The organism is Lysinibacillus sp. FSL R7-0073 (assembly GCF_038009065.1).
GTDB lineage: Bacteria > Bacillota > Bacilli > Bacillales_A > Planococcaceae > Lysinibacillus > Lysinibacillus fusiformis.
Genome location: NZ_JBBPAS010000001.1, coordinates 2,259,726 through 2,285,957, shown reverse-complemented (window position 1 = coordinate 2,285,957; position 26,232 = coordinate 2,259,726). Strand labels below are relative to the sequence as shown.

The 26,232-nt window shown below is 37.0% G+C and carries 23 protein-coding genes and 1 riboswitch; of the genes, 4 read left to right on the top strand and 19 right to left on the bottom strand.

Annotation, left to right across the window (positions count from 1 at the left end; translation table 11 throughout):
• Positions 1-15: 15 nt before the first annotated feature.
• The 4 genes from MKY88_RS11285 to MKY88_RS11270 all read right to left on the bottom strand — a co-directional run bounded on the left by MKY88_RS11285 (position 16) and on the right by MKY88_RS11270 (position 1,791).
• Positions 16-171: a hypothetical protein gene (locus MKY88_RS11285; protein ID WP_340813638.1), complete on the bottom strand. Its 156-nt coding sequence runs from the start codon at positions 169-171 to the stop codon at positions 16-18.
• Positions 172-766: 595 nt separating this feature from the next.
• A complete protein-coding gene (locus MKY88_RS11280) occupies positions 767-1,168 on the bottom strand; it encodes a hypothetical protein (protein WP_328200954.1) in 402 nt (133 codons plus the stop codon).
• A gap of 51 nt (positions 1,169-1,219) precedes the next feature.
• Complete coding sequence (locus MKY88_RS11275) at positions 1,220-1,570, bottom strand: hypothetical protein (protein WP_328200955.1); 351 nt, start codon at positions 1,568-1,570, stop codon at positions 1,220-1,222.
• Positions 1,567-1,791, bottom strand: coding sequence for a YozE family protein (locus tag MKY88_RS11270; RefSeq protein ID WP_328200956.1), 225 nt, complete (start codon positions 1,789-1,791; stop codon positions 1,567-1,569). Before MKY88_RS11270 ends, MKY88_RS11275 begins: the two co-directional genes overlap by 4 nt.
• A 911-nt stretch (positions 1,792-2,702) precedes the next feature.
• Here MKY88_RS11270 and MKY88_RS11265 point away from each other — a divergent pair.
• Entirely contained in the window at positions 2,703-3,353 is a 651-nt protein-coding gene (locus MKY88_RS11265; RefSeq protein WP_025115387.1) for a 5-bromo-4-chloroindolyl phosphate hydrolysis family protein, read from the top strand.
• A complete protein-coding gene (locus MKY88_RS11260) occupies positions 3,350-4,420 on the top strand; it encodes a toxic anion resistance protein (RefSeq protein WP_069481289.1) in 1,071 nt (356 codons plus the stop codon). Before MKY88_RS11265 ends, MKY88_RS11260 begins: the two co-directional genes overlap by 4 nt.
• Positions 4,421-4,468: 48 nt before the next feature.
• Here the strand turns inward: MKY88_RS11260 and MKY88_RS11255 are convergent, their stop codons facing one another.
• From MKY88_RS11255 to MKY88_RS11215, 9 genes are all read right to left on the bottom strand, one after another.
• Positions 4,469-4,666, bottom strand: a complete 198-nt coding sequence (locus MKY88_RS11255) for a DUF6501 family protein (RefSeq protein WP_069481288.1) — start codon at positions 4,664-4,666, stop codon at positions 4,469-4,471.
• 273 nt (positions 4,667-4,939) lie between these two features.
• Positions 4,940-5,671, bottom strand: a complete 732-nt coding sequence (locus MKY88_RS11250; protein ID WP_069481287.1) for an amino acid ABC transporter ATP-binding protein — start codon at positions 5,669-5,671, stop codon at positions 4,940-4,942.
• Positions 5,672-5,682: 11 nt separating this feature from the next.
• The gene (locus tag MKY88_RS11245) at positions 5,683-6,408 is read right to left on the bottom strand and encodes an amino acid ABC transporter permease (protein WP_012294408.1); all 726 of its coding nucleotides are present in this window, start codon (positions 6,406-6,408) and stop codon (positions 5,683-5,685) included.
• A gap of 167 nt (positions 6,409-6,575) precedes the next feature.
• The gene (locus MKY88_RS11240) at positions 6,576-7,433 is read right to left on the bottom strand and encodes a transporter substrate-binding domain-containing protein (RefSeq protein WP_340813635.1); all 858 of its coding nucleotides are present in this window, start codon (positions 7,431-7,433) and stop codon (positions 6,576-6,578) included.
• Positions 7,434-7,551: 118 nt separating this feature from the next.
• A riboswitch (Lysine riboswitch) is annotated at positions 7,552-7,738 on the bottom strand.
• 304 nt (positions 7,739-8,042) lie between these two features.
• Entirely contained in the window at positions 8,043-9,299 is a 1,257-nt protein-coding gene (odhB, locus tag MKY88_RS11235) for a 2-oxoglutarate dehydrogenase complex dihydrolipoyllysine-residue succinyltransferase (RefSeq protein WP_036125744.1), read from the bottom strand.
• 91 nt (positions 9,300-9,390) lie between these two features.
• Positions 9,391-12,216: a 2-oxoglutarate dehydrogenase E1 component gene (locus MKY88_RS11230; protein WP_069481285.1), complete on the bottom strand. Its 2,826-nt coding sequence runs from the start codon at positions 12,214-12,216 to the stop codon at positions 9,391-9,393.
• A gap of 232 nt (positions 12,217-12,448) precedes the next feature.
• On the bottom strand, positions 12,449-13,834 hold the full coding sequence (locus tag MKY88_RS11225; RefSeq protein ID WP_069481284.1) for a HAMP domain-containing sensor histidine kinase: 1,386 nt from the start codon (positions 13,832-13,834) through the stop codon (positions 12,449-12,451).
• Positions 13,831-14,508 (bottom strand): response regulator transcription factor, encoded by a 678-nt coding sequence (locus MKY88_RS11220; RefSeq protein WP_069481283.1) that lies wholly within the window; start codon positions 14,506-14,508, stop codon positions 13,831-13,833. Before MKY88_RS11220 ends, MKY88_RS11225 begins: the two co-directional genes overlap by 4 nt.
• Before the next feature lie 113 nt (positions 14,509-14,621).
• Positions 14,622-16,649, bottom strand: coding sequence for a diguanylate cyclase domain-containing protein (locus MKY88_RS11215; protein ID WP_069481282.1), 2,028 nt, complete (start codon positions 16,647-16,649; stop codon positions 14,622-14,624).
• Positions 16,650-17,189: 540 nt separating this feature from the next.
• Here MKY88_RS11215 and MKY88_RS11210 point away from each other — a divergent pair.
• Entirely contained in the window at positions 17,190-17,738 is a 549-nt protein-coding gene (locus MKY88_RS11210) for a GNAT family N-acetyltransferase (RefSeq protein WP_193831888.1), read from the top strand.
• 71 nt (positions 17,739-17,809) lie between these two features.
• On the opposite strand, the gene MKY88_RS11205 is transcribed toward MKY88_RS11210, so the two are convergent.
• Complete coding sequence (locus tag MKY88_RS11205; RefSeq protein WP_193831887.1) at positions 17,810-18,886, bottom strand: undecaprenyldiphospho-muramoylpentapeptide beta-N-acetylglucosaminyltransferase; 1,077 nt, start codon at positions 18,884-18,886, stop codon at positions 17,810-17,812.
• Between the two features lie 170 nt (positions 18,887-19,056).
• On the opposite strand from MKY88_RS11205, the gene MKY88_RS11200 reads away from it, so the two are divergent.
• Entirely contained in the window at positions 19,057-20,406 is a 1,350-nt protein-coding gene (locus MKY88_RS11200; protein ID WP_340813633.1) for an MATE family efflux transporter, read from the top strand.
• Between the two features lie 40 nt (positions 20,407-20,446).
• Here MKY88_RS11200 and MKY88_RS11195 read toward each other — a convergent pair whose 3' ends face one another.
• The 5 genes from MKY88_RS11195 to MKY88_RS11175 form a co-directional block, all read right to left on the bottom strand.
• Positions 20,447-21,523 carry a Ger(x)C family spore germination protein gene (locus MKY88_RS11195; protein WP_328200966.1) on the bottom strand — a complete coding sequence of 359 codons (1,077 nt, stop codon included), beginning with the start codon at positions 21,521-21,523 and terminating at the stop codon, positions 20,447-20,449.
• Positions 21,513-22,541 (bottom strand): GerAB/ArcD/ProY family transporter, encoded by a 1,029-nt coding sequence (locus tag MKY88_RS11190; protein WP_069481278.1) that lies wholly within the window; start codon positions 22,539-22,541, stop codon positions 21,513-21,515. Before MKY88_RS11190 ends, MKY88_RS11195 begins: the two co-directional genes overlap by 11 nt.
• Complete coding sequence (locus MKY88_RS11185; protein ID WP_069481277.1) at positions 22,538-23,971, bottom strand: spore germination protein; 1,434 nt, start codon at positions 23,969-23,971, stop codon at positions 22,538-22,540. The genes MKY88_RS11190 and MKY88_RS11185 overlap by 4 nt, the downstream gene beginning before the upstream one ends.
• A 221-nt stretch (positions 23,972-24,192) precedes the next feature.
• The gene (locus MKY88_RS11180) at positions 24,193-24,879 is read right to left on the bottom strand and encodes a CAP domain-containing protein (protein WP_008181638.1); all 687 of its coding nucleotides are present in this window, start codon (positions 24,877-24,879) and stop codon (positions 24,193-24,195) included.
• A 444-nt stretch (positions 24,880-25,323) separates the two neighbouring features.
• Complete coding sequence (locus MKY88_RS11175) at positions 25,324-26,226, bottom strand: CobW family GTP-binding protein (RefSeq protein WP_328200968.1); 903 nt, start codon at positions 26,224-26,226, stop codon at positions 25,324-25,326.
• Positions 26,227-26,232 lie beyond the last annotated feature (6 nt).

The window sequence follows — 26,232 nt, the reverse complement described above, 5'->3', positions numbered from 1 at the left end:
TTAAATTTTATTCTTTCATAATCTAATAGCAATATCCAATAAATTTGCGGTTTTAATAATTTGAGCTTCTTTATTAAATAATCTTGTAGCAATACGCACTTTATAACCTAAAGGGCCTTTCATATATTCATTAACCACATGTATTTTGAATTCTTCGCTGTATTTCGCCATATAAAAACACCCCTAAAGTTTAGATTTTTGACTCTAAATTTAGGGTGCAGGACCTTATTGAATGGCCCTTTTGTTTGTTTCCGACATACACATACAAGCGAACGTGTTTATTTTGTAATAATATTTTTGTTAGCGTATTTCCGTACGCTTTTTGATACTCCTATAATATCCCGATTATTCAATAGGTTCTATAATTTAATTACAACTTAACATTACATTAAGTTAGGTTTGGAATAGTATGTTCATATTGTTCATTAAGATTCTTTGTTTCATGACATTAAAATCCCAAATATTAGTTAACTAAAAATTAAATTCGTGTTAACATTTTATAAATCCCATTATTTGGAGGTGTTTTTTTGACAGAAAAGAATAGAACATTGCTTAGCTCGGTTTATTGCTTGGTATTAGGTTCATTAGGAGGATATAGAATCTTTACAAGTAACATAGAAGCTATGTCCATACTAGCAGCATATATTTTCTTTATTACCGGATTGATAGGCTTTGTTTTTAGTGTTGTAAAGTTGTCTAGGATTAAACAAACTTAGCGTTGCTTTATTGCATCGCTTTCTTATTGCTAATGAACAATATCTTTTAATCAACCATTTCCACTCTCTGCATATTTATACTTAACCATTTTCATAATTTGAGCGTGTTTGTTGTAAATGTAATTTGGACTTTTGTCTAACTCATCTGCAATGGAGATAAGCGTTTTGCCCTCCACATGATGCTTGTACAGTATTTGATTATCTAACCCTCTGAATGTATTAATCAGATTTTTCATATCATCCAAGTCATTCATTTTATGGGCTAACTCACGTTCAGCGGCTTCAATAATTTCCTCTAATTGAGCTCCATGGCTTTCTGAAGTCAATTTCATTTTTGTTAGATCGCCTTCCACCCAACGTTTCAATTCCTTCTTATTTCGTTCTAAATTAAATTCGATGTCTGCAATTTCATCCTCTAATTTTTGAAAATTTTTTAACCACTCGTAATGCATGTGCAACACCTACCTTATTTAATCATGTCAAGTAGCATATCTTCTTTTTAATTAAACCCACCCAATACGTTCAGCAGTTTTTTCAATCAGCCATTTACGTTTCTTTAACACCCTACTTCTAGACATATACAAACATTCTGAAATAATCAACCAGTCTTCACCTACACCACTTGGATTCCAGTACCGCATATCGACGATATTTTTTAACTCTTCGCCTATCTCACTATAGAGTTGCTTTATTGCATTAATGATTGTTGTATGTCTTTCTAAAAAAGCATTTTCAGCAAGATTTTCACCAGATTGAGATAGTTCATACTCACGATGTTGTACACGCTTTTTAACTTCTTCGTAGTCTATCCAATATTTTTCTATTACTTCTATTTCATACTTTTCTAATCTCATGAGCTAGCACCATGATTAGTTGTTTGAGATTTATATAATTGCCACGCCTTTTCAAATGATTGTAAACATAAGTAACTAGCATTTTGATAAAATAAATAACTATACAAATTGTCATATGAATTGCTATCCGGGAACTTTGGATCTTGTTTATTATCGCGAGCCAAATCCCCTATTGGTGAATCTTCGTTAATATATTGTAGTATCCATTTTTTAAATGTCATTGTCCTAACTCCTTTTGTCGCTTTGTCGCAACACGTTGCGTTATTGTTGCGGAAATGTTGCGGAAGAAAATCAGTAATATCAAGGGTTTATCTATTATTTATTATTTGTTGCTTAGAAAATCATAAAAATATAAAGGGTGTATGTTAAATAACACATATACTATTACTGTTACACACCTAATGGATTAACAGATTTCTTTCCGCAACACGCAACATTTTCACCTATTTAGTCAAGAAACCCTTATATATCAATGATTGTCCAACTTAAAAAAGCTGCTATTTTGTTGCGATTCTTGTTGCTGTTTTAATTTAAAGTCTTTTTTTTACCTTTGAAGTTCCATTTGCCGATATACGCTTGTCTTTCCATTCCATGGACAAACGAGTAGACACACATTGTTTAGTCTTCTTTTTTACAAAGTGTCAGGCCATAGTATGACCCTAAAAAGGCCTTAATAGTTTATGATCTATGTTCTGTTTAATAATTTTATTTTATACTAGCTATTGCGACTTCTATTAAACCAATCATACATATTGCTAAAAATAATATAGACCAATTAATTCTTCCATATAATTCAAATATATAGATAACACGAATTATACAGTCTAAAAGTATGATGCTAGCAATAATTATTCATAACAACAAGCCATCCACGTTTATTTTCTAATCAAACCGTACATAAACCTAATCATAAGAAATTCGAATCTATACCTATAATTAGTGTTCACAAATCTCTTAAAAATAAGTGGACATAAATAATGAACGACTTATTCCTAGGTATTCTAGGTAATATCATTGAGAAAATTTGCGATTCGCAGTAAAATTTATGTAAGGTTTCATTTTTCATTGAAACTTTATGTCGATTATTTCGTATAAGAAGATAGACATATTGAAATGCAAGGAGGAAAAAACAATGCTTAGTGTTGGACAGTTTTTTTCTAGACATACTGCTAGCTTCGTTATTTCGCTAACAACTGTTTCTATCGCAGCAATAGCAGCAAATCCTGGATTCTTCCTTGGTGGTTTACTGTTTGCTGGTTCATATGCGACGAGTACAGCGTTGCTGAAACATAGACAAAAAAAGAAAGTCATGCAAATAGCAGGTATCACAAAAGAAGAATTCAAACACATTGAAACACAATTATCAACCGCTAATAAGCAAATTCAAACATTAAGTCAAAACTATTTACGTGTACGTTCTGTATCGGCTTTTAAACAATTACTAGAGATGACGCGTATTTCAAAAAATATCGTCAAAATTGTAAAGACGGATCCACGTAAATTTTATAATGTTGAACCCTTTTTCTATGCACATTTACCTTCAGCAGTGGAATTAACGGATAAGTATACAATGCTTTCTAGGCAGCCAGTGAAGGACAAAGAAATTCAGTTGACGTTATCAAAAACGCGTGAAACACTTACGGATTTAAATGATACGATTCAAATTGATTTAAAGGATGCGCTAGCTAATGATATTGACCACCTACAAATGGAGATTGAATTCGCAAATCGTTCTAATCTTAGACGTAGAGAACAATTGGACTGGCGAGGCGATGATAAATGACGGCAAATGAACATGCTTTCGAATTAAATACCATTCCAGGTCTTTCTCCATTAGTACAATCTTATTTAGAAACAACTCCACAAAATGAGGCGATGGCGACGTACGAAACGCTATCGCCTCTTGCGCAAAGTCGAGCCTTACTTTATGCTAGCCAAATTGATTTAACTGATTTTGAATCTTTGCTGTCCTTAGGGCAAGATTCACAGCGTTCCCTATCCCAGTTTGCAGATCGGATGTTAGCGCAGGTGAAGCAAAAAGACGTGACCAAAATCGGTCAAATGCTGGATTCCTTAATGCATACTTTAGATCGTGTAGACCCGACAGCTTTAGAACCGAAAAAGCAAACCTTTTTCAATAAAATATTTGGTAGTAAAACAGAGCCTACTGTGAAACAAACGCTAACAGAATTTGAGCGTATTAGTATTCAGGTGGAACGTATTGGGGTCCAATTGGAACGTGCTCAGCTCCAACTAATTCGTGATGTAGAAAATTTAGAAGCACTTTATACACATAATCGAGGGTTTTTCGAGGAATTAGCTACTGCGATTGCAGCTGGTCAAATGAAAAAACAGCAAGCCATTGAAGTGGAGCTTCCTACAAAAATAACAAGTGTCCAAGCAAATAAACAGCCGCTTGCCATACAACAGCTAAATGATTTCGCGGCACAAATTGAGAGGCTGGATCAACGCATTTATGATTTACAGGTTTCTCAACAAGTAGCCCTTCAAACGGCACCACAAATTCGTATGATACAGCAAGCGAATCAAACATTAGCTGAAAAAATTGAATTTTCCATTGTAACACTAATTCCTTTATGGAAAAATCAATTGGCGATGATGCTTTCCATGCATATGGATCATCACTATGCACAGCTGGAGGAGCGATTATCACAGACACAGGATCGTTTTGCAAGGCCTTCATTTGAACAACAAGTATCGAAATTCAAGGAAACACAACATGAGCTACAAACAGCTATAAAAGATGTCTTCGCCTTACATACGGCGACTGAACAAGAAAAACAACAGTTGCAAGATGCGACGGATATAAAAGGCTATCAGAGGGACTAATGAAAAAAGGGTGGCTCAGTAAATTGTCTGAACCACCCTGTCTTCTTTTTATGCAAAATAATCTTTATAGTAGCCACCGACGTTGCCAGTGTTATCGATGATAAAAATGAACTCTTCTGTTTCATTTTTCACTTCATAGTCTTTTCCTACTGTTAAAACGTTCGATACTAAGTATTTTGATGCATTGGTATGTTTGCAAGTCACTGTTCGTAATGTTGGCGCATCTTTCCATTTTAAATGTAACATATTTTCTCTACCTCTCTTTACTAGCATAAAGCTAATGTCTAATGCTTATTTTATAATATTTTTAGGCTTTTGTGGAGAAAAAAGAAATACAATCCCTAATCTAACCAAAAATAATTTTACATTTGAGGTGTTATAATGAGCTTTGGCGGAGTACCGCAATGGTTTTTTATTATTGCAATAGCATTTGTAATCTGCTTTGTCCTTTATGCAGAGTGGAATTCTAGAAAGTAAGTGAGTCCTTAAATTAGGACTCACTTTTTTCATTTATTGCTACTACTTTAATGTTCGTTTTAAAAACTCTTTCGTACGATCATGTTGAGGGTTTATTAATACTTGTGATGGTGGGCCCTCTTCAACAATTACACCTTTATCCATAAAGACTACGCGATCCGCTACCTCTTTGGCAAATTCCATCTCATGCGTCACAATTAGCATCGTATTGCCTGCATCGGCCAATTGACGCATGACTTTGAGTACCTCCCCTACCATCTCCGGGTCTAGTGCTGATGTAGGTTCATCAAAAAGCATCACTTCTGGATTCATGGATAATGCTCGGGCAATGGCTACGCGTTGTTTTTGCCCCCCTGAAAGTTGGCGAGGCTTTGCGTTTACATATTGATCCATACCAACGATTTTTAAATATTTAAGCGCCGTTTCCTCAGCTTCCTTCTTCGAGCGTTTTAAAACTTTTATTTGACCCACTGTACAATTATTTAAAACATTGTGGTTGTTAAATAAATTGAACTGCTGGAATACCATTCCTAGATGTGTTCGATATTCTTGGATATTGTGTTTTTCGTCTAGGATGTCTTCCCCTTGATAAATAATTTGTCCACCACTTGGTATTTCTAATAAATTAATGCAACGAAGTAAAGTGGATTTACCTGAACCAGAGGAGCCAATTAAACATACGACTTCCCCTTTTTCCACTTGAAAATTAACATCCTTTAACACTTGGTTACGTCCAAATGATTTACTTAAATGCTCAATTTTAATGACTGCCATTTGTGCGCCCCCTATATTGCTTCTTTTTGTTCTTTTTGATAGGCATCTGGTCCATCTAAACGTTTTTCAACATATAGCAGGATACGTGATGCAGTAAATGTCATGATGAAATAAAGAATACAAGCTACAAAGAATGATTCAAAATAACGGAAGTTGTTACCGGAGATAGATTTTGTTTGGAAGAATAATTCAGTTACTCCGATAACGTTTAATACGGCTGTATCTTTAATATTCATAATTAATTGGTTGCCTGTCGCAGGTAGTACGTTACGCGCTACTTGTGGTAAAACTACGTGAAGCATGATCTGGAAGTGATTCATACCGATAGCTGATGCTGCCTCATATTGACCATTATCAATCGACACAATACCACCGCGAACAATTTCTGCCATATAGGCACCTGTATTAAGCGAAACAACTAAAATCCCCGCTGTAATAAAGTGCATGTCTATGCCAAATGCAATATCTAATCCATAGTAGACAACCATTGCCTGTACAATCATTGGTGTACCACGGAAAAATTCAACATAGCATGTGAGTATAAAATTAATAAGCTTTAAGCTATAAAATTTCACACCTTTTTTACGAACTGGAATCGTATGCATAATTCCGATGAAAAATCCGATAAATGCACCAATAATTGTACTTATAGTTGAAATCAGTAACGTATAATACGCACCTCGTAAAAACATTTGCCAGTTGTTTTCAATAATTGAAAGTATCCATTCAAGACTCATGATGTTCCTCCTAACAATGTCATGTTGCTTGCTATCTTTTCGTGCCTTAGCTCTTTTTACTAGTCTATGTTTTATTTCGCTAGGACATTATCATTATGTAGAGAGGTTCTCATTTTAATAATGATGAAATGATAGTGCACGGACTAGCCACTAGTCCGTGCCATTTTTTATTGTGCTGCTGGTTGCTGAGAGATAGCTTCTTCCATTATCGCTTGACGATCATCTTCAGAAATACCTTTTAGGATTTCATTGATTTTATCAAGATTCGCATCGTCTTTACGTAAGCCTACAGCAATTGACGTATTTGAAAGATCTGTATCGAAGCCCTCTTCGAATGCTACGTATGTGAATTTATCGTTGGCAGCAGCTGCGGAAATACCTTCTGGACGTTCTGCAACATAGCCATCAATTTTACCTGCCTCTAAAGCTACACGCATAGCTGGGAAGCTTTCCATTGCTGTTTGTTTATTGACACCTTTAATTTGGTCAATCACATTGTAGTTGGATGTATTAAGTTGTGATGTAATTTTTGCGCCAGAGAAATCTTGAATCGATTTAACGCCTTCATATTTACTGCCTTTTTTAATAACCATGACAAAATCAGAAGTATAGTAGTTTTCAGTAAAATCAATTGTTTTCTTACGTTCTTCTGTTGGCGACATTCCCGCGATGATCGCATCAATTTTATTAGATTGTAGCGCTGGTACTAAGCCGTCCCATTCCAATTTAACGATCACTAATTCCTTACCTAAACCTTCAGCAATTTTTTTCGCCATTTGTACATCATAGCCGCCTGCATACTCTGCGTTATCTGCGATTTTCACTGCACCATTTGCATCATTTTGCTGTGTCCAGTTGAATGGTGGGTAGCCAGCCTCCATTCCAATTCGGAATTCACCGCCGCTTTCTTCTTTATCTGCGCCAGCATCACCTGAACTGCCCTCTTTTTTGTCACTAGTGCCACATGCAGCTAGCACAATTGCCGTCATGATAGAGATTATTACTAACAACCATTTTCTTTTCATGAAAAACTCCCCTTTTCTGTAAAAAAATAAGACAACTGTACGAAAAAAGACCTAAGTTTTGTGAACTTAGGTCTTACCTTTTATGACAGTTGCCCAAATCCTCACTATTATTCCATGTTTCCGAGATAGCACAACCTAGTAAACCTGGAATTGAATTTACTAGGACAGTCCTGCACTTATTCACTGCAGACCCAGCATAAAAGTACGAGCTCCTTTTATACTTCGGCGATATTTCCTTCTTCATTGCGTCTTTGTTTGCTTGTACTCAACAATGAACTAATAAATACCGCGCCTCTACCTCACTGTTATATGTTAGTGAGGTTTGTTTATTTAATTGATATTTAGATACTACTATAAAACTAGTATGTACGTCAAGAGAGTTTTATCATTTTTCTGACTAATGACAATATTAGGGTATTATGCTTGGCCTATCCATTAATAATCTATGTATTTTTGTCAATATAACCGCCGGAAAACCACAAATTTTTACGATCAATGGTTTTTATTCTAAGTAAATAGTTTCGTATTTTCAAAATAACTAAAGACTTTAGTGATACAGAAAACCAAGAAAAAAACCCTGTAAAACAAAGTTTACAGGGTTTAAAGGAATTATGAATTTAATAATAAATCTTCAGGATTTTCGATTAATTCTTTAACTGTTTTTAAGAATCCTACAGAATCTTTTCCATCGATGATACGGTGATCGTAAGAAAGTGCTACATACATCATTGGACGGATTTGAACTTCACCATTTACCGCAACTGGGCGGTTAACAATTGAGTGCATACCTAAAATACCAGCTTGAGTACCGTTCATAATTGGTGTTGACATTAATGAACCGAATACACCACCGTTTGTGATTGTGAATGATCCACCAGCCATGTCATTTAATCCTAGTTTTTTCTCACGAGCTTTAGTCGCTAAGCTAGCGATATCTTTTTCGATTTCTGCGAAGTTTTTGCTGTTTGCATCGCGTACAACTGGTACTACTAAACCTTCTTCAGTTGATACTGCAATACCGATATCAAAGAAGTTATTTAAATGTAATTCATCGCCAACGATTTGAGCGTTTACATATGGGTATTTTTTCAGTGCTGCAACAACAGCTTTTGTGAAGAATGACATGAAACCAAGTTTGATGTCGTTTGCTTTAACAAACTCTTCTTGTTTACGTTTACGAAGTGCCATGATGTTTGTCATGTCAATTTCGTTGAATGTTGTTAACATTGCTGTTGATTGTTTAACTTCTAATAAACGTTTTGCAATTGTTTGACGACGACGGCTCATTTTTTCAATTGTTACTCGGTCAGAATTAGCTGCTGGTGTGAATACAACTGGGCCACCTGTAGTTGCTACTGGTGTAGGTGCCGCTACTGCTGGTGCTGTACCATGTGCTGATACATCTTGTACACGAACACGGCCTTGTGGATCTACTGGAGATACCGCTGCAAGATCGATGCCTTTTTCACGTGCAAGTCGACGTGCCGCTGGAGATGCGATGACACGCTCACCAGAAGTTTCTTCTACTACAGGAGCTGCTGCAACTGGTGCTGTAGGAGCCGCTTGTGGCGCTGCTGGAGCTGGAGCTGCTTCAGCTGGTGCCGCCGCTGCTGGTGCAGCTGCTGCGCCTTCGCCTGCTTCTACGATAGCAATAACTTGACCAACTAGTACAGTATCGCCTTCTTCAGCTAAAATTTGTGTTAATACACCTGCTTCTTCAGAAATGATTTCAGCGTTTACTTTATCTGTTTCAAGTTCAACGATGAATTCACCTTTTTCAACGCGATCGCCCACTTTTTTAACCCACTGTGCGATACTACCTTCTGTAATCGATTCTGCTAATTCAGGGACTTTAATTTCAGCCACTTTCATTTCCTCCTTTGATTAACGTGCATGACGCACATAAAAGGGCTACTGCTTATGGGCAAGTAGCCCAGCTATCAATATTTATATGTTATTATTTAACCTTTACTGGCTCAGCAACTGCTTCTTCAATAAGTGATGATTGAGCTGCTTTATGAGAATCTGCATCCCCTTCAGAAGTTGAGCTCATTGCAGGACGACCTACATAGCGAAGCTTTTTACCTTCTGCAAGTTCATATAATGTTTCTAGTGCATAATTCCATGAGCCTTGGTTTTTAGGTTCTTCTTGTACCCATACGATTTCTTTTACATTAGGATACTTAGCAATAATACCAGCAACTTGCTCTTTTGGGAATGGGTAAAGTTGTTCTACACGAACAATGTGTACGTGATCGAAACCTTCCCCATCTTTCACGCGATCTGCTAAATCGATCATCACTTTACCAGTACCTAATACAATACGCTCTACAGCTTCTGTTTTTGTACCTAAGCCAGGTTGTTCAATCACTTCTTGGAATGAACCATCTGCTAATTGCTCAGCATTAGCTGCTGCTAATGGGTGACGCAATAATGATTTTGGTGATACAACCACAAGTGGACGTACACCTTCAGTGCCTAATAACGCTGCTTGACGGCGTAATAAGTGGTAGTAGTTACCTGCATTTGAACAGTTTGCTACAAACCAGTTATTTTCTGCTGACATTTGTAAATAACGTTCCATACGGCTTGAAGAGTGCTCTGGACCTTGGCCTTCATAACCATGTGGTAATAGAATCACCATGCCAGATTTTTGACCCCATTTAGAGCGTGCCCCTGAAATGAAGTTATCAAACATTACTTGTGCCATATTCGCGAAGTCACCAAATTGTGCTTCCCAAACTGTTAATACATGGCCGTTTTCTAGGTTGTAACCATATTCAAAGCCAACTACCCCTGCTTCAGTCAGTGGTGAGTTGTGCACTGAAAAGGATGCACTTGCACCAGAAATATGATGAAGTGGTGTAAAGACATTACCATTGTTTTTATCGTGAAGCACTAAGTGACGTTGTGAGAAAGTACCACGTTGTGCATCTTGACCTGTGAAACGTACTGGTGTGCCATCTTGGATAATCGTTGCATAAGCTAAAGTTTCCGCGTGACCCCAGTCAATTTTTGCAGATGCAAATGCATCACGACGTTTTTCTAAAATTTTGCCAAGCTTTTTCTGTGGCTCGAAGTTTTCTTCAAACACTAGAAGCTCTTCGTTAATTTTACCTAAACGTTCTGCTCCAACTGCTGTATCAATTTGTGGGAACTCTACTTTTAATTCTTCTGGCATTTCTAATTGATGGTGCTCATCTTTTGAAGCCATTTCTTTTACATGATCATAAGCCGCTTGCATTTCTGCATAAATAGCTGTATCTAAAGCAGCTACATCCTCAGTTGATACAAGACCTTCTGTTACTAGTGCTGCACCATATAACGAACGTACAGTTTCGTGTTTAGATACTAATTTATAAGTTTCTGGGTTTGTAACTGTTGGATCATCCGTTTCGTTATGACCATGACGGCGATAACCAACTAAATCAACGACAATATCTTTGCCGAATTTTTGGCGGTAGTTAGCTGCAAAGCGACCAACTTGTGCCACTGCTTCTGGGCTATCTGCATTCACATGTACTACTGGTACTTCATACCCTTTTGCTGGGTCAGAAGAGTAAACAGAAGAACGAGAATCATATTGTTCAGTCGTGAAACCGATCATATTGTTCGCGATAATGTGAATAGTACCACCTGTTGTAAATCCTTCAGTTTTAGCAAAGTTTAATACTTCAGTTACGATACCTTGCCCTGGGAATGCTGCATCACCATGCACAAGAATTCCTAAGCCTTTTGTGCGATCATGAATCGCTTGACCTGGTTTTGAAGTGTCATCTTGCGTTGCACGTGTAGCACCTAGGACTACTGGATTGCCTACTTCTAAGTGTGATGGGTTGTATGCAAGTTTTACATTCATACCTGAATCACGGTTATAAGAAGCACCCATATGGTATTTCACATCACCTGTCCACCCTTTTGTAATTTCAAGGCGACCATTTTCTGGCATAAATAAATCATTTGATACATGTGCAAAGTCAGAGAACATCATGTCATAAGGTTTATTTAAAATATGTGTTAAAACATTTAAGCGACCACGGTGTGCCATACCAATACGTACTTTTTCAACACTTAACGCTTCTGCTGTTTTAATGATTTCATCAAATAGTACAATTTGCGTATCTAAGCCCTCACCAGAGAAACGCTTTTGTCCTACAAATGTTTTATGGATAAATTTCTCGAAATTTTCAACACGTGTTAAACGATCTAATAAGGCTTTCTTTTCATCAGCAGAAAGTGCTTGTTGGAAAGAGCCTGATTCAATTTGTGTTTGAATCCAATTACGTTCTTCTGTAGCTACTACATGTTCATATTCAAACGCTACTTTATTTGTATAAATAGCTTTTAAATAGTCAATTGCATCCTTACCATTTTTCACGTTTGCTGGCACTTCTTTGAAGAAGATTGCTGCAGGAATTTCTGCTAAATCTGCAGCGCTTAAGTTGAACGCGCTTTCTTCAATTTGAGCTGTTTGTAGTTCACGGTTTTTCAGAGGATAAATATCTGCTGCTAAATGACCGCGTGAACGGATTGCATCGGCTAATTTCACAGCGGCTAACACTTTTTTGTAATCGCCAGCAGGAGCCGCTGCTGTATGACTAGCTACAGCTACTTCACCTTCTACTACTACTGGTGCACCAAATTGTTGGAATAAAGAAACTAACTCCGGTTCTACTTCTTCAGGAGACTGTAAGAATAAGTCGTATTGCTCCATCACATATCCTAGGTTAGGACCAGAGAAAGCTGACCATGGAGAACTTACAGTTGTAACGTTGTTCGACATGAAAAATGACCTCCAAATTTTGCCTTTCGGCAGTTCCATTAATTAAATTGCAATTAATTATATAATATTTAGCCGTTCTTTAAAAGAATGTTTTACACTACTTTTCCATATTTTAAAGAACGTTTTTTCCATCTCAATCTTACTACTCTTCACAAAAAATACAACTCTTTTTAGCAAATTAAGCAATTTTTTTCGCAAAGGATAGAATAATGAAATAAAGCGTGCATTTTTCTTAATATTTTAGCGGGATCTTTAAAGAGAAAACGGTTCCAATATTAACCTCACTCTTGACTTCTACCGTTGCATTATATTTTTCAAGCAACATCTTCGAAATACTTAATCCTAAGCCAGTTCCACCAATTTGACGGTTCCTTGCCTCATCCACTCTATAAAAACGATCAAAGATAAAAGGAATATTGTCTTTTGCTATTCCTATACCATTATCAGCAATTTCTAAACATGCATAATTTCCAGCAACTGAAATAGAAATTTGTATCTCAGGAATTTTTTCACAATAACGAATTGCATTTTCTATTATATTACGAATGATTTGACTTAGTGCATTTTCAGTTATAAATAAAGGCCCCATTTCATCATTTTTCGACAACAAAATTCGCGCTCTTGGGTGTACAAGCCTCATTTCATCGATAACAGCCTCAATCACCGATAGTGCATTTGCCTCACTCATCTCATCTTTTTCCTCACGTCTTGCAAGCTCTAATAACTCCTCAATCATTTTACGCATGCGAGCTATTTCTGTTAATGAAGTATCGATCGACTCCTCTAAAATAGCTGGATCATTTTTGCCCCATCTTTTGAGCAAAGAAAGATGCCCTTCAATTGCTTGGATTGGCGTACGAAGCTCATGAGAAGCATCTGCGACAAATTGTTGCTGCTGTGTAAAAGAAATTTGCAGCTCATTCATCATGGCATTGTACATTTTCAACAAATCACCAATCTCATCGTGTGATGTGTACGTTAGCTGTATGGGCTCATTAAAGCCTTGATCCATCACCGTTTTCATAGAAGCACGTAATTCACGTAATGGCTTCATTAAATAATTGGCTAAATAATACCCAATAGAGCCTGATAACACCAATGCCCCAAGACCAGCGATGAGCATAGCTGTTAATAGATAATGCATAAGCGATTGAAAACCAGTGAGCGGATGGACAACTTGGACATATCCTTGAAAAAAGCCTAGTCGTATTGGTTCATTCATGACCAGTACATCCTGCTTATCAATAGTTGTCTCAAAAATCTCCTGCATGGAGCTAAGTGGTGCAGCAGCTGAAGTATTATTGATACGCAAAATATCCACGCCGTCCGCATTAAACATTCTAACAGTTTCATCTCGGTCGACAATCGATTTGAGCAAACCAGTATTTTGTTGGATTTGTTGGATCGTAATATCCTGTCCCTGGGATTGTAAAAATGAAATGATATCCCTGCTAGTCCGTTCAACCTTGCTTTCCTCATCATTTAAAAGCCATGTATGGAGAGAAATATAAACAACCACGCAAATAATCGTATAGCTTAAAAAAATCACAATACTCGATGTGAGCATCCATTTTTTCTGCAAAGATTGACGACGTAGATACATGAGTAACTTGTTCATTCCCGCATCACATACCCAACCCCTCTAACCGTCTCAATATAGGCATTCGTATCACCTGGGAGCTTCGTCCGTAAATGACGTATATACACGTCTACCACATTAGTCTCTATATCTGTATCGTAGCCCCAGACAGATGTTAAAATATGCTCGCGTGTACAAACTCTATTTTTGTGTTCGATTAATAGTTTCAGTAAATCATATTCTGTCTTTGTGAGGTCAAGTTTATTCCCTTGCACGAAAACTTCATAGGCTGCGATATCTATTTCAATATCACGTAAACTCAAAAATTCACTATTTGTAGGCTCTTTTATTGTTGTACGACGTAAAATCGTTCGAATTCTTGCTAATAGTTCTTCGATCGCAAATGGCTTGACAATATAGTCATCTGCACCAGCATCTAGGCCCGCTACACGATCCATAACAGCATCTCTTGCCGTTATTAATATAATGGGCACTTGAGATTGTGTCCTAACTCGCCGACAAATCTCGATCCCATTGATGCCGGGTAGCATCACGTCTAGTAATAGCACATCAAATGCTTCAGTCGTTGCCAAAGATAGCCCCTCACGTCCCTCGAAGGCAACCGTCACATCATAGCCTTCATGCTGTAGCTCTAGCTCGACAAAACGCGCAATATGCTTTTCATCTTCGACTACTAATATTTTCTTAGGCACATAATCACCTTCTATTCCTAAATAACGATGTAGGATTTTTATCCCTATACTGTTATAGCATAACATCAAATAAAAAGTCTGTCTCACAAGGAATAACTTGTGGACAGACTTTTTTAATAAGCTTCAGAAATAAAGAGATTATTTTTTCCTGCTTCTTTTGATTTATATAAAGCTTGATCAGCCAAATCCATTAATTCATCCAATGTTTGGGCATGATCTGGATAATAAGAAATTCCTATTGAAGCAGTTGGCGTGAACTGATGATCCTCAATCATCCAGCCTGTTGCTAATTCATCTCGGATGCGACGAATAATATGCATAATTTGACTATGCCTTTTATCAATTTCCCTCGTTAAACCTGTTAGAATGACAAGAAATTCGTCGCCCCCTATTCGTATAACGATATCATGACTTCTAACGGTTTTGCTCAGAGCATGACCAAAACTCTGAATAAAAGCATCCCCTGTATCATGACCAAAGCGATCATTGACAGCTTTAAAATCATCACCATCCAAATAAAGCATCGCTACACTTGCATTGTTTTCGTCGGCCTCTGCCAATATAGTAGGAAACTCTTTTTGTAAATAACGGCGATTTGGGAGCTGTGTTAAAGAATCATGATAGGCCAGATACAGCAAATCATTTTCTCTCTCTTTACGATGGGTAATTTCACGGGACACCATCATAATTTGAGAAACTTTTTCTCGATCAGGGTCATGAACCACCGTGACATTAACTTCTGTCCAAATAGGTGTGCCGTCCTTTGCCTTCAGTAAAAGTTCGAACTGGGTATCTGTTTGTCCAGTAAAGTTATTTAAAAATGTTTGCCATTCTTGCTGGCTTTCTGTATCAATAATAGCACTGTAAAATTGACCTTGTAGCTCCACATTTTCATAGCCTAAATATATTTCATAGGATGGTGACGTATAAATAATGATTCCATCCTCATTCGTAATGACAATTAAATCATTCGTATTTTCCGTAATGAGACGGAAAGTACGTTCAATATTTTTTAATTCTGTGAACATTCTTTTCTTGTCTGTAATATCATAGTTAATGGTTAAAATTTGTTCAATCTGACCAAATTCATTTTTTAATGGAACAATGGTTGCCTCCACCCAATAATCAGCATGATATTTTGTGCGATAGCACAACTCTCCCCGCCAGATCTCTCCACTAGCAAGTTTGTCATTGATTAATTGTAAAAAATTTTGTGTTTGGTACCGAGGCTTAAGTAACGCATAAGACTGCCCAATTAATTCCTCTTCGGTGTAACCCGAAGCTTGCAAAAACATCTCGCTCACTTCTGAAATACGGGCTGTACTATCTAAAATAGCAATGGCCGTAGCTGAATTTAATGCCGACTTAAACACTTCAAAGCCGTGAGATTTCGAACGTAGTTCTGCCTTTTGCAAGGTGAACTGTGTGAAATCCTGCATAATAAGAAAGATTGCAAAGGAATTATCCTCCTGCATGACAGGCGATAGTGACAGTAAATACATGCGTTCTTGCTGGTCCAACGTAAGCAGTTTTACAAACTTTTCATGAACGTTTTCTCCTCTAGCCGCTTGTTGTAAATACAATTTAATTTGTTTCACTTCTTCTTTTGGAACAATCGGTAAATCAATAAACATTTTTTGTTTAACGTCTTCATTATCTAATTGAAAATCTTCCATAAAGCTTGAATTCACTTCATAAATCATACCTTCAGCTGATAACACAACAGTCGAAAAAAAGGCATGGTCAAACATGGACCGCATAAACAAAAACTTATCTTCAATACTACGATCATAATGAATTTCCTTGGTGATTGCTAAAACATAGTCCTCCTGGTTATAGTGCAATGGGCGTACAGTTGTTTCATATTTACGAACCTCCGACTGCACATATGCATAATCTACATAGTCAACCTGTATATGTTCTGCAATTGCATGATGATAGTTTTTCTGAATGATCGAAAAATTCCGATTCGAGGTAACGGCGGAAAGCATTTTTCCAATTACATCGATCGATAACAGTTCTCGAGCTGCATAGTTTAAGCGAATATATTGAAAATCTTCCTCTACTTTTTTCATAAGAAAAACAAAATCATTACCAATAAATAATTCATTAAAAAAATCTTCGCTTAAAAGATACTCCATACTGTCACCTCCAGAAAAGGCTATTGCCATCATAATAAAAAACTATGTATATGCTTAATTATACGCAAAAACTAATTCTATTATTATAACATAAAAATCAAAAATTACCTTTCTAGAATTAGATAAATTATATCCTTTTAAGGATATTTTTGATAATTTAACTATTTAAACTTAAAAATACACTACTAAAGATTCATGCAATTGATTAATTATAGATAAAAGTGATAGAATTTACTTGATTTAAAACATGTAAAATAAATTGAACATTTCTGTTCATTTATCAGAATTTACTGACTATTAAACTTAAAATTTTGTTTTTTACGAGCAAAATGATTGCATGAAACAGCTAGCATGTTATATTATATTTAAAAAACTAGTCTTTTTTCGGTATGGTCGAAATCAGTAAGACAGCGGGAGATTATGGAATATCATAGTTATAACGTCTAGTTCTTTGGGTTTTAATTCCAGTACGAATTTTAGTTTTCTTCTTTATGCTTCAACGGAATTGTTTTAACTACCCTAGTAAAGGAGGCGTTTCGTATGCTTAAACATCGAGACCTGCATGAATGTACAGAGCTTTATGAGCTATTATCACACCCTTCTGTATTCCCTTTTGTCCGTCAGAAAGCCACATCCGCTGATGAATACTGGTTTATGACAAAGCAACTGATCGAAGAGGAGGCGAGAGGACTCGCTATCTCGAGGACCATCACTGATGACTGGGGTCAACCAATCGGCACCATTAGTATACACGATGTTGAGGACGGTGCAGGTTTTTTAGGAACGTGGATTGGACTCCCTTACCAAGGAAAAGGCTACAATCAAAAGGCAAAAATGCTTTTTTTGAATGAGTTATTTTTTGAATATAATTTCCATACGGTATTCCTCCGTATTCGTGTTGAAAATATAAAATCACAGCGTGCTGCATTAAAATTACCCTATGTTGTGAGTGCTAATGAAAGTCATCCAACTTTGTTAGCCCAAGTTAATAGTGGAATGGCACAATTTGATCTTTTTAAAATTCCAAAGGATTTATTCTATTTAACAACTGCTTATCAAATGCAAGAAGGCGAAGAACAAGCAATGTAAGCCTATTAAAATAAGAAGAAGCTATGAGGTGTTGTCATCATCGACATCCCTCATAGCTTTTTTAATGACTTTTACTTTTGATAGTGCAATATTAATGACGCCATCTCGTCAGGCGTTTTTGGTTTTTGAGTTTTGGACATCGTTTCAACCATTTCCTCTTTGCGCCCTGTTAGTGTATAAATAGACTTCATAAAGGATTCCTTTGTTAAAGCTTCTTCCTGTAACACTTCTGCGTAGCCTTGCTTTTTAAATAAATTGGCATTCAAAATTTGATCACCACGGCTTTTTTGGGCAGATAATGGCACCAAAAGCATTGGTTTATGAAGTGCTAAAAACTCAAAAATAGAGTTTGATCCCGCTCGAGACACGATGAAGTCTGCTGCATGCATTAAATCGGGCAGCTCTGTCGTCACATATTCAAATTGTTTGTAGCCAGACAATGATTCTAACGACTCATCATAGTTCCCTTTTCCACATAAATGAATCACGTAAAACTGCTTTAACAACTCTGGTAAATTTCCCCTAAGGGCATCATTCAGAACAACGGAGCCTAAGCTACCACCCATGACAAGTAAAACAGGCTTTAATGTTGTAAAGCCACAATATGCTAATCCTTTTGCTCTTTCCCCTTTCAACAATTCAGGGCGAATGATGGAACCTGTACAAGTAGCTTTGTCACTTGGTAAATGCTTCAGTGTTTCCTCAAAAATGGTGAACACATGAGAGGCAAAAGGTAAAGCTATTTTATTGGCAAGCCCAGGTGTCACATCTGATTCATGGATTACGACTGGAACACCCGCCAGCTTGGCAGCCATGACAACAGGGACAGAAACAAATCCCCCTTTCGAAAATACGACTTGCGGCTTTACTTTTTTGATAATACGAAAAGCCTGCATCATTCCAGCAAGCACCTTAAATGGATCTGTAAAATTTTTCATCGAAAAATAACGACGCAATTTACCGCTTGCAATGCCATAAAACGGCACATTAGGGAACGCCTCGCCAATTAATTCTTTTTCAATACCTTGTTCTGAGCCAATATAGTGGACATCATAACCTAGTTCAAGTAAAGACGGGAGTATCGCTTGGTTTAACGATACATGGCCAGCTGTCCCACCACCGGTTAAAATGATTGTTTGTTGTTTCACATGAATTCTCCTATTCCTAAAAAAACATTGTAGGTAGACTACTTTTTGTTTACAGTGTTCTATTTTACTATATGCCGACGAAAAGATATAGATGAAGCAATAAAATTTCAGCTTTTCTCTCTTTACATATGCTATACTTGTTCATTATGTTAATGAAGGAAGTATCATACATGTATCAAACATCCACTTTGAAAGAAAAATACGCACTACTTTTAAAAATGATCATCCCTATTTTAGTGACCCAAGTAGCTATCTACCTTGTTTCTTTTTTTGATGTGTTAATGTCAAGTCGCTATGGGACGGCGGATTTAGCAGGTGTATCGATTGGTTCCTCCATTTGGATGCCGATTTATACTGGACTATCCGGTATTCTCCTAGCCATTACACCGATTGTCTCCCAGCTTGTAGGGGCAAAAAAGGAAATGGATGCTAAAAAGGCTGTTCAGCAAGGCATTTATGTCGCCATTACACTGTCCATCATTATTTTCTTTGGACTTTTCTTCGGCATCGATTGGATACTTAGCAAGATGAGTTTAGAAACATCTGTACATAATATAGCAAAGGGCTACATCTATGCGATGTGTGCTGGTCTTTTGCCACTATTTTTATTTTTTGTTATGCGTTGTTTCATTGATGCACTAGGCCAAACACGTGTCACGATGATCATTACCTTAATGACAACGCCCATTAATATCGTATTAAATTACATCTTTATTTTCGGAAAATTCGGATCACCTGAGCTTGGTGGGATTGGAGCAGGTGTAGCCACAGCAATTACTTACTGGCTAATCTTCTTAATTACTGCTTGGATTATCGCAAAACGAGTGCCTTTCGAACGCTTCCGTATGTTTCACAATTGGCGCAAGCCTTCATGGCTACAATGGAAGGAAATTTTGCTAATTGGTGTGCCGATAGGCATTTCACTTTTCGCAGAAACAAGTATCTTTTCGGCCGTCACAATGATGATGAGTAATTTTAGCACAATCATCATCGCAGCACATCAAATTGCGATTAATTTTACCTCTCTCCTTTATATGGTGCCCCTAAGTATTTCAATGGGTGTCACGATATTGGTAGGCTTTGAGATTGGTGCAGGTCGGATGCGGGATGCACGTACTTATAGTTACCTTTGTGTTGGTACTGCCATCGTCTTTAGTTTTATTTCTGCTTGCATACTCTTTATTTTGCGAGAACCCGTTGCACATATGTACACGACAGATAGCAATGTAATTGAATATGCTGTGCAGTTTTTAGTCTTTGCCGCTATTTTTCAGCTATCTGATTCTATTCAAGCCCCTGTGCAAGGAGCTTTAAGAGGTTACAAAGATGTGATGATAACATTTATTATGGCTATTATTTCTTACTGGGTAATTGGTTTACCAGTTGGTTATATGCTTGCGACCCACACAGATTTAGGGCCTTTTGGCTATTGGATTGGACTCGTCGCAGGATTGACTACTGGCGCTGCTACGCTATTGATTCGCTTGCTCCTTGTTCAAAAAAGAGTGACTGTTGCATAATAAAAATCGCCTTTTCCTTAGTTCTAGGAAAGGCGATTTTTTAACGTAAAACTCCTGTTCGAATAATTTTTACATCCACTTTCGGTTTAAGTAATAAAGAGGTAAATTCTGTATGCCAATCTTCCTTAAACATTTTTGGATGATACGCCCGAATATGACGACCAATCCCTAATGTATCAGACTTTTGATTTTGAAGAATCCGCAAAACTTCCTCAAACTCAGCTTGCATTTTTTCCTCTATCATTTGTTGTACGTCTTGAAAAATTTCATCCTTATATAAATGATCGTGAGGAAATTCTTCAACCTCCACATCAATGGTATAACTCATATCTATTGTTCGCAATTCCTCATTGACAGTCCATTTACGCTTCACCTTTAACACATCAACCGTAATCGGATTGACTTTCCCATCATTTTGCCACAGATAGCTCATGCGTGCTGCCTTACTTTTTTGATTCATTAATAGCAGCATCGTTAAGGATTGGGACGGTGTTAATACAGTACCCGTAAAGCTTCGTCCAGAAAATAAAGCTAAGCCACCTGCCACCGCATGCTTTTTATCTTCACTAAGTTGAAAATAAGGCAGAGCAATATCAATTGTCTGATCCAATAGCATAGAACCCACTACTTGCAAATCAATCTTTGGAAAATAGGTATTATCCTCTGAACTTTCGATAAATCGCTGGTAATATCCCCCAGCGCTACTAGCAAGATCTTTTGTCAAATTTACAAACGGTTTGACATCCCCTTCAGTAAGAGCCATCTTGATTGATATAGGATTTTGGGGGTCCCGAAAATATATGTCCAATAGTTCATAGATGGACTCCCTAGCTGTATGATCGGAAATCAGAATTGTTGATAGCTCCGATAAATCAAGCGTTTGCTCCACTTTTAAATTGGCATTTGTCCGTACTTCACGAGGTGATAACCCTTCAGCCTCAATAATCTCCGTTTCTTGAGTCATTGAAGTCGGGTAGGCATAATACCCCTTATACGCGCCAACATAACCTTCTATCCCAACAAGCGTAACAACGGAAGAGTTTTTATAAAGTCTTTCATCCCAGCAGCCAGCTAGCAGTAACATCGACAAGATCATCACGATTCCTTTACGAAACACTTTTTCCCCTCCATTTATTCCAACCAATTATGACCATAGGCAATAAAATAGTAAAGAAGATAAATACGTAGTGTAAAGAATTTTTGATAAACTCAATGCTGCGGAAATGCAGAACAAAAAGCGGTAGAATGGCTAGTAAAAGATGATAAACCATAATACTTCTTTTCGGATGTTTCTTTTCTTTCATAAAATGGAGTACTCGGAAAGATAGCCCAAAAATCATAATAGTAACAATCGACCAGGAAAGCCAAATATAGACGAAAAAAATATCAAGTCGCTTCACAAATGTGACTTCCTGTGATTTTAAAATATACATAATAGGTTCTGGTATGAGATTGATTTCATCCAAAGAAAAGAACATTTGCGTAAAAAGAACCGAGATAAAGTAAAAGACAAAAATGACTAGTTGATAGGTCAATAAGGGTCTTCCCTTAACTTGTAAATCTTTTTGTAAAAATGGGCGATAAATAAGATACATTTCAATGCCAAAATAGGCATAGATACTATGAATCAGGCCAGCTACTATTTGTTTTGTATGATTCCATTCAATTGGAAAAAGATTACTCCACGTTAAATCTGGTATGGCGAGCATGAGAAAAATCACAAATAGAAAAATAAGGGGAATGAGTAATACACCAATATTGATAACAGTTTCTGGTCTACTTAAGTTGGCATATAGCGAAAGGGCTACTATGATGACAACAACAATCCATTCAGGTGTTTGTGGTAGCACCCACGATGCCAAAACATAGCTCATATAGGCAATAAAGACAACGGTCACAAGAAGCCAATAGATTTGATATACCCAACGAAAGAAAGCATTTAAGTAGAAATACGAGTGATAACGTTCAAAAAATAGGAGTAAACCATAATGTATGACACTCGCAACAATAAAAATGAACCATGAGCTATTTCTACTGGAAATAATTAGAGGGGTTTGAAAGGCGATATAGACAACACCTGTTTGAAAAATAAATAATAGTAAAAAGAACTGCGCCTTTGTTAGGGAAACATTCATGGTGTATCCTCGTTTTTCGTTTGCTCATCTTTTGATGGTTGAAACGATGTGACTTGCACGGTTGGTTTAATAAACGGCCAGCGTAAAAAAATTTTAAGCACAGCCTTCGGTTGAAAAGGAATGATTGGTGAAAAATAAGGCTGTTTTAAAGACGTTAAGTTAATTAAATGTATAAGTAAAATGACAACTCCTACAACAATCCCTAAAAAACCAAACAAAGAGGCAAGTACCATAAACGGAAAACGGATCATGCGAATAGTACTATTTAACTCGACTGACGGGACAACATAGCTGGAAATAGCCGTTAATGCAACAACAATGACCATTAAATTAGAAACTAATCCTGCACTGACGATAGCATCCCCTATTACTAATCCTCCTACGATTCCGATCGTCTGCCCTACCGATTGTGGTAATCGAATACTGGACTCTCGAATCAATTCCATAATAATCTCTAGAATCAATGCTTCAATTAGCGGTCGATATGGAATGTCATTCACATCATTTTTCACTTGATTACTTAATTCCAATGGTAGTACTTCAAAATGAAAGCTTATTATTGCAATATAAAAGGCTGGTAAAAAAACAGCGGTTAAAAACGACAGGAGTCGAACAATTTTATAAAAAGAACCGACAACAACACGACCATTATAGTCATCTGGCGTCTGATAGAATGAAAAAAAAGTGACAGGAGCAATAAATGCGGTCGGTGAAATATCCGTCATGACTACAACCTTACCCTCTACTAAATTGGCTACTACCCGATCTGGATGTTCCGTATTTAACAATTGCGGAAATGGAGATAACACAGAATCCTCCAACGCATCGCTTAATTGACCAGAACTATAAAAATAATCAATTTGAAGAGCAGCAATCCGCTTCTCTATCTCTTGTAATGTCTCTGGTTTTATAACCCCATCCATATAAAGATAATACGCCTTTGATTTCGTTTGCTGGCCAATCGAAAATGATTTCACTACCAAAGCAGGATTATTGATACGCCTACGTATTAACGCTAAATTGGTATCCACACGTTCAATCAGGCCTTCATGCGAACCGCGCAAAATACTTTCGCTACTCGGTTCTTCGAGGTTACGTCGGACTTCATTCACAATAGTAAGTGCCAGCATTTTTCCTGTATCAGGCAAAATAACGATGGTTTCTCCCTGACAAACTCGCTCAATCGCAAGGGGTAATGAAAAATTTTCTAATGTCGTAATTAATGTTTCACTCCAAAACGGCTTTGCTGTATCTAAACGTGCATATATTGTATCTAAAACTTTTTGAACTTCCTTAGCATCTACAAGAGAAGCGTAAAAGCATAAAATAGCTGTATTGCCTTTATGCCAATCTACCTGTCTGACTGTCAAATCAGAGGAATGGTAGAATGCTTTTTGCAGGCTTTTCATCATATATTCCACTCTATCCATAAAACGCCTCCTCTACTGAAGAGTATAAGCATTTTTGTCTTATTTCAAACAAGTTTATAACAGAATTCACCGGCATAAAAAAGATGCCCCGACGATTTTATCTAGGCATCTTACTAATAATTATTTTAGCTTTAACTGTACATCCCTCTTCTACATTCATACAATAAAAAAATGCCCTATAAGCCTAATAGACTTATAAGACATTTTCGTTAACAAAAATCTTATTTCGTAATAAATTGTTGTGTCCAGTAATTACCGGATTTCACGTAACCTACACCAATATGTGTAAATTTCCCATTTAAAATGTTAGCACGGTGACCAGGTGAGTCCATCCACGCTTGTACTACTTCTTGTGGTGAACGTTGACCTTGTGCAATGTTTTCTCCTGCACTTTTATAGGCGATGCCTAAAGCTTTCATACGATCAAATGGTGAACCGAAAGTTGGGCTTGTATGTGAGAAATAGTTATTACTTTGCATATCTTGTGATTTTTCACGAGCTGCCGCCATTAATTTATCATCTGTTTGTAATGGAGATAAACCAGCTTTTGTACGTTCAGCGTTTGTTAATTTTACTACCTCTTGTTCAAATGCGTTCACATCTGAAGTTGTTGTTGAAGGTGTAGAGCTAGTTGGTGGTGTTGCTGGTTTTTCGTTTTGTGATGATTGATTATTGTTTGGCGTAGTTGCCGTATTATTATTATTTGTTGTAGGCGTCTCTTTAGATGGTGTAGATGCCTGCGGGAATTGAATATTCCATTTATGATTGTTAGACCATTTATAATAAACTTTACAGTTTGTTGTTTGCTTTACTGAATTCCCCTCTGTTGTATTTGTAGCAGCAGAAGCTATTTGAATTGGAGCTGCTAAAAGAAATGTTGCACAAATTGCAGTTAGTGTTTTTTTCATGTTTGCAATTCCTCCTTCTATGCCACTAATCGTAAAGGATAAATTTCATTAAATTCTTACCAGCATCTGCTAACTACCCCAACACGGAAATAAATACGCGAAAAATCGGGGTTTTTTTGCTATATTTCTTAGTAGAATTAACCAATCTATGAAATACTTACGTTTGAAAGTGGGTTGACACCCCTATAAATCTAGCAAATATTATCGTATATTCCCTCTGAAAGTGTATCCAAAATGTATGCGCTATTCAATGATTCAGTCACTCTAATTATTCTTATGGAAAGGCACCAGAATTGTGATATCACTAGTTTTAGTGGCTCTTCTTATCATATATATTACAAAAACATTACAGACACGTTACATTCTCTTTACATAAAAATAAAAAAACCTGCGTAATCTACACATTGTCTAAATTGTGCAAAAATCTACAGGTTTACATTTTCTTTATTGAATTCCAATGACAGGAAGAGATCCTACATTTTCACCGATAATAACAAGTTTCGCTGGCATTTTTATATATTCCGGTAGCCATTGAACCATGCCATATGCATATTGGAACAGCATTGGATTTTTAATGCCTTCTATCGGCACATATCCTTTCATTCGATAAATTGTTTCAGGTATTGCACGCACCCATTCTTCAAATTGCTCCTGGGTAAACTCCATATCAGTGAATTCCACTAAGCGCGAGCCAAGTTGCATAGAGGCTATCGGCGCTTTCACAATATCAGCTTTATCCATTTGTGCCGTTGCCTTTAAATTTTCTAATAATGACAGTGGTACTCGTCCATTCGTCGTTTGCAAAATAAAGGCATAGGGATTTAAGCTTTGTAACTCATAGACAACTTGCGCTTGCTCTGCCTCTGTTAAAAGATCCGTTTTATTTGCTAATAATAAGTGAGCATGGCGAATTTGTTCCATAAATAGAGAACGTACTTGTGGTGTCAGCGTATCACGGTGAAGCCACAGCTTAGAATCTGCCACTGTAACAATACCTTTGACATTAAGCTTATCAGCAAACAATGGTGAATAAACCGCATCTAAAGCCTCCACCGGATGGGCAGCACCAGTTGTTTCAATAATTAATACATCAAAATCACTATCTAATAGAAGAGATTGAATTTGTGCCTCCGTTTTTTCAGCACCTGAACAACAAATGCAGCCTTCTAGCATCTCTTTGAGCGGAATATCCTTTTCCACGGCCTGTGAGTCAAATGGTAGCTTGCCAAGTTCATTCATAATAACGGCGGGCTTTAAATTTTTCTCTTTTAGTTGGCGAATCACATCTGTCAGCATCGATGTTTTGCCACTTCCTAAAAAGCCACTAAATAGGTATACATCCTTCATTCTTTT

What these genes read in the sequence shown, in the direction of transcription:
- MKY88_RS11255 (WP_069481288.1), bottom strand. Translation starts at nt 4,666, where the DNA reads ATGTTACATTTAAAATGGAAAGATGCGCCAACATTACGAACAGTGACT.
- MKY88_RS11215 (WP_069481282.1), bottom strand. Translation starts at nt 16,649, where the DNA reads ATGGAGTATCTTTTAAGCGAAGATTTTTTTAATGAATTATTTATTGGT.
- MKY88_RS11275 (WP_328200955.1), bottom strand. Translation starts at nt 1,570, where the DNA reads ATGAGATTAGAAAAGTATGAAATAGAAGTAATAGAAAAATATTGGATA.
- MKY88_RS11250 (WP_069481287.1), bottom strand. Translation starts at nt 5,671, where the DNA reads ATGGCAGTCATTAAAATTGAGCATTTAAGTAAATCATTTGGACGTAAC.
- MKY88_RS11240 (WP_340813635.1), bottom strand. Translation starts at nt 7,433, where the DNA reads ATGAAAAGAAAATGGTTGTTAGTAATAATCTCTATCATGACGGCAATT.
- MKY88_RS11230 (WP_069481285.1), bottom strand. Translation starts at nt 12,216, where the DNA reads ATGTCGAACAACGTTACAACTGTAAGTTCTCCATGGTCAGCTTTCTCT.
- MKY88_RS11280 (WP_328200954.1), bottom strand. Translation starts at nt 1,168, where the DNA reads ATGCATTACGAGTGGTTAAAAAATTTTCAAAAATTAGAGGATGAAATT.
- MKY88_RS11210 (WP_193831888.1), top strand. Translation starts at nt 17,190, where the DNA reads ATGCTTAAACATCGAGACCTGCATGAATGTACAGAGCTTTATGAGCTA.
- MKY88_RS11180 (WP_008181638.1), bottom strand. Translation starts at nt 24,879, where the DNA reads ATGAAAAAAACACTAACTGCAATTTGTGCAACATTTCTTTTAGCAGCT.
- MKY88_RS11270 (WP_328200956.1), bottom strand. Translation starts at nt 1,791, where the DNA reads ATGACATTTAAAAAATGGATACTACAATATATTAACGAAGATTCACCA.
- MKY88_RS11225 (WP_069481284.1), bottom strand. Translation starts at nt 13,834, where the DNA reads ATGAACAAGTTACTCATGTATCTACGTCGTCAATCTTTGCAGAAAAAA.
- MKY88_RS11245 (WP_012294408.1), bottom strand. Translation starts at nt 6,408, where the DNA reads ATGAGTCTTGAATGGATACTTTCAATTATTGAAAACAACTGGCAAATG.
- MKY88_RS11175 (WP_328200968.1), bottom strand. Translation starts at nt 26,226, where the DNA reads ATGAAGGATGTATACCTATTTAGTGGCTTTTTAGGAAGTGGCAAAACA.
- MKY88_RS11285 (WP_340813638.1), bottom strand. Translation starts at nt 171, where the DNA reads ATGGCGAAATACAGCGAAGAATTCAAAATACATGTGGTTAATGAATAT.
- MKY88_RS11190 (WP_069481278.1), bottom strand. Translation starts at nt 22,541, where the DNA reads ATGAATGTTTCCCTAACAAAGGCGCAGTTCTTTTTACTATTATTTATT.
- MKY88_RS11185 (WP_069481277.1), bottom strand. Translation starts at nt 23,971, where the DNA reads ATGGATAGAGTGGAATATATGATGAAAAGCCTGCAAAAAGCATTCTAC.
- MKY88_RS11260 (WP_069481289.1), top strand. Translation starts at nt 3,350, where the DNA reads ATGACGGCAAATGAACATGCTTTCGAATTAAATACCATTCCAGGTCTT.
- MKY88_RS11265 (WP_025115387.1), top strand. Translation starts at nt 2,703, where the DNA reads ATGCTTAGTGTTGGACAGTTTTTTTCTAGACATACTGCTAGCTTCGTT.
- MKY88_RS11200 (WP_340813633.1), top strand. Translation starts at nt 19,057, where the DNA reads ATGTATCAAACATCCACTTTGAAAGAAAAATACGCACTACTTTTAAAA.